The organism is Vibrio sp. 10N.247.310.17, from assembly GCF_041466605.1.
Taxonomy (GTDB): Bacteria; Pseudomonadota; Gammaproteobacteria; order Enterobacterales; family Vibrionaceae; genus Vibrio; species Vibrio tasmaniensis_A.
Genome location: NZ_JBFSTC010000181.1, coordinates 1 through 3,479 on the forward strand (window position 1 = coordinate 1; position 3,479 = coordinate 3,479).

Annotated in this window: 4 protein-coding genes and 1 pseudogene; 2 read left to right on the forward strand and 3 right to left on the reverse strand. The window is 41.9% G+C overall.

Features of this window, described 5'->3' with window-relative positions; genetic code table 11:
• Positions 1-54: 54 nt before the first annotated feature.
• The 3 genes and pseudogenes from AB6D80_RS24485 to AB6D80_RS24495 all read right to left on the reverse strand — a co-directional run.
• A pseudogene (locus AB6D80_RS24485) lies at positions 55-201 on the reverse strand (alcohol dehydrogenase); the annotation flags it as partial.
• Positions 202-316: 115 nt separating this feature from the next.
• A complete protein-coding gene (locus AB6D80_RS24490) occupies positions 317-1,048 on the reverse strand; it encodes a ribulose-phosphate 3-epimerase (RefSeq protein WP_012603032.1) in 732 nt (243 codons plus the stop codon).
• A gap of 9 nt (positions 1,049-1,057) precedes the next feature.
• A complete protein-coding gene (locus tag AB6D80_RS24495; RefSeq protein ID WP_371701526.1) occupies positions 1,058-1,900 on the reverse strand; it encodes an HAD family hydrolase in 843 nt (280 codons plus the stop codon).
• A gap of 211 nt (positions 1,901-2,111) precedes the next feature.
• Here AB6D80_RS24495 and ulaR point away from each other — a divergent pair, with 211 nt between their 5' ends.
• Both ulaR and AB6D80_RS24505 read left to right on the forward strand, forming a co-directional pair.
• Entirely contained in the window at positions 2,112-2,888 is a 777-nt protein-coding gene (gene ulaR / locus AB6D80_RS24500) for an HTH-type transcriptional regulator UlaR (protein ID WP_009847985.1), read from the forward strand.
• A 422-nt stretch (positions 2,889-3,310) separates the two neighbouring features.
• On the forward strand, positions 3,311-3,479 hold a 169-nt coding region (locus AB6D80_RS24505; RefSeq protein WP_372189889.1), incomplete at its 3' end, for a cold-shock protein.

Below are 3,479 nucleotides of genomic sequence, written 5' to 3' on the forward strand. Positions count from 1 at the left end.
CACAACGGTATGCTAAGAACAAAAATGCCGTTCACTCTTAAGTGAACGGCATTAGTCATAGGCTGGCTTTACTGCATCAAAAATAGGTTCGGATACTACTAGGCAACGTGTGCCATATTGAGCGATAAGTTGACCTATTTTCTGAATCTCACCCGCACCAAAGGTTAGCTTGGTCGGTTGATAGTGTTGAAACTGTGTCATGGTTTAATCCTTGGTAGTGGTGCCAAACCCGAGCATAGAGGGGGGTAGGTTTAGCACCGTTATTTCTAGATTGCTGTGGCGCATCGATTCGATAGAAACTGCGCTAGGCAATTACTTAAACGGTTTCGACTTCTTTTGTGTCTGCCGCTGCTTTATCTTCCAGTTGGTCGATTGCTGCGCGGAAGTCACGAACGCCTGCTGTGATGCCGTCTTTGTGGCCAAAGATATTTGTCGATGCAACCATCACATCAATATCTTCATTAAGCAGTTCTTCGATGTTGTGGTTACGGATACCGCCATCTACACATAGCTCACAGTTAGGGTTGCGTTCGTTGATGAGTTCACGTGCTTCGCGGATCATTGCAATCGCAGATTTGCGCCATAACCATTCATCATCGCCATCAGTAATGCCGTGAATAACAATGTGTAAACGGTCTAGGTAGTAGATAGATTCTTTAACAAATGACACTGGCGTTAATGCACCAACGGTTAAACCAAATTTCATACCGTGGTTTTGACAGTACTTAATGATGTAACACAGAGGAGCACCGATAAAATGCTCAGCTGGTAGAATCAGCATGTCTGCACCAGCAGCTGCGATTTTATCGATAAATAATTTGTCGCAATCTTTGAAGTAAGCGTGAACTTCAATTGGCTTTTCAGTGTAAGGACGAATGCCTTCAACAATTTGATGCCCCCCCATCAATTGCAGGTTTTTCAGGTCATGCATATCTGCTGCATCACAGTGGATGTAATCGGCACCAGCATCAGATACTTCTTTCACTACGTCTGCAATGTGGCCGTAATCTACGTGTGCTAATCCTGCGGCAATTTTTACTTTTTTCATGATTTATCCTTAGTAACTAAAAGTGTTTTGGCATGTGTGTTGGCCTTCTTGCACTATCAAGCGAAGGTACTGGCCAATTCCACAGCCGTTGTTATTGGTAACAATTAGATTAGCCATGCCTTTTAAAGCAGGGCTGGCATTAGCCATTGCGACAGGTTCTCCGACAAGTCGGAACATAGAGGCATCGTTGTCCCCATCCCCAAAAGCAATGGTGTTATGAGATGAAATTCTTTGGTCATTTAGCCACTGCTGAAGAGCGTGGCCTTTGGTGGCTGCTTTAGACGTAATGTCCAATTTATTCGGTGTTGATAAGTCAGCTTGGAAGTGCATTCTTAAGGAATCTCGTAACTGGTTTAGAGATTCTTTGTCTTGGCTAGACACTAATACTTTGTAGACATCGCCACTGCGAGCGATGAGTTCGGTCAGCGTTGGGATAATCTGCAGCTCCATTGCGGCATTAATAACCTCAGCCTTTTTTTCTAAACCCTTTGTATGAGTTGATTCTTTTTGAGCAAAGATGCCCTTACTTGAATAGATGGTGAAGGCGAAATGTCCATCATTCAGTAAGCTCAACAGACCCGTTAGTGATTCATGACTAATTGTGTGCTGATGTTGAACACGTTGTGTTTTAGGGTCATAAATATAGGCACCATTGCAGCAGATGATTGGTAGCGATAATTGAAGCTGGTCAACATATGGCATCATCAGCTGGTGCGGTCTACCACTCGCCAAGCTCACCTGATATCCATTATTAACGGCAAGACAAATCGCTTGTTTGTTAGTCACGCAGATCTGCTCAGCATCACTTAACAGTGTTCCATCTAAATCAATCATTACTGCTTGGTATTTCATTTTACTCTCCAGTGACTTCTCATGACGCAAATTGACTATAAGTGGTCAAATGCGGTCACGTAAGGTCATTTTTGATTTATTATGAACAAAGTAATGGTTTTGATCACATATTTTGAGTCGGGTTAATTCAAAAGAGTTCATTTTGAGAATCTAATTGCTCAAAAGTTCATAATGCGTCAAAATAATTCAAAAGAACTTAATGGTATGAACAATGAATGAAGCTCAGCGTCATAGAAGCTTGTTAGATCATCTAACGAGTCATACGTTTATAACGACAAATGACTATGTGAAGATGTTAGATATCTCTTTATCTACAGCTCGTCGGGACATTACAAAGTTGGCGGAAGAAGGGAGGCTGAAAAAAATCCGTAATGGGGCAGAGGTAATCAATTTTGACTCGTCCCTAGCCGCAACTCATGCACCAAGCAGCTTTATCCCCTGCGAAACAGATATAGAAAGCTATGTAGCGAAAAAGCGAATTGCTAAAGCTGCGGCAGATATGTGTGAAGAACACGACAGTATTATTGTGAGTGGTAGCAATACGACTTTTTTGATGGGAGAGCATTTAGCGCATCGTGATGTGCAAGTTGTGACGAATTTTATGCCATTGGCTTATCAGCTGATTAGTCAAGATCATCAAAGTATCATCATACTTGGTGGCCAATATCTACCCGAACGTCAGATCACTATTTCTCCAGATGAAGAAGCAGCAGATGACCATAAAAGTCGTTTTGTCTTCTTTACGGGTACGGGTGTTACGACAGCTGGTGTGCATACCTCTGATCTATTGGTCTATATGGCAGAGAAAAAGCTGCTGGAGTATGGTGATCGTATTGTGGCTCTGATAGATAGCAGCAAAGTAGGTAAGCATGGTGGGAAGTTACTCGCTACCGCTTCTCAGATTGACACATTGATTACAGATGACGGCGCTGACCCTAAGGTGCTTGATGCTTTACGAGAACTTGGTGTGAAGATACTGGTAGTTTAGTTACGTGGAGAGTGCTGTTGCGGCGTTTGTTTTTGCTTTTGTCGTACTCTTGATTCTAGTAGAACATTATTACTGGCCGTGTGTGTTGTCCGAACCAAACCGCGGAAGAGTAAATTTCTTCAGATCATAGCTTTGTAAATGAAGTTCAGTGATGTTGTGGGGCTGAATAGAAGTTAATTGAACAAAAAATAGTCATTTTATTCAAATAACGCTTTACAACCTGGTCAGGATCACCAAGAATGTGCTTGCTCTGTTTTCAGGGTTATTAAATGAAACATCCAGTTGTAAAGTAAAACCCTTAGTATTGCTTCATTGTTATTCTCAGTGTTTCCCTTGGCTTCATAGATACATTAAATAATTCAAGCTTTCAGCGCATCGCACTTTTGGCGATTAATTTTTTATTTTTATATAAGGGACACATCATGTCTAACAAAACAAACGGCGTAGTAAAATGGTTTAACGAAGAGAAAGGCTTCGGTTTCCTAACTCAAGACAACGGCGGCGCTGACGTATTCGTACACTTCCGTGCAATCGCTTCTGAAGGTTTCAAGACTCTTAAAGAAGGCCAACAAGTGTCTTTCGAAGTAGAGC

Coding starts and splice junctions, on each gene's coding strand:
- ulaR (WP_009847985.1), top strand. CDS start 2,112: ATGAATGAAGCTCAGCGTCATAGAAGCTTGTTAGATCATCTAACGAGT.
- AB6D80_RS24495 (WP_371701526.1), bottom strand. CDS start 1,900: ATGAAATACCAAGCAGTAATGATTGATTTAGATGGAACACTGTTAAGT.
- AB6D80_RS24490 (WP_012603032.1), bottom strand. CDS start 1,048: ATGAAAAAAGTAAAAATTGCCGCAGGATTAGCACACGTAGATTACGGC.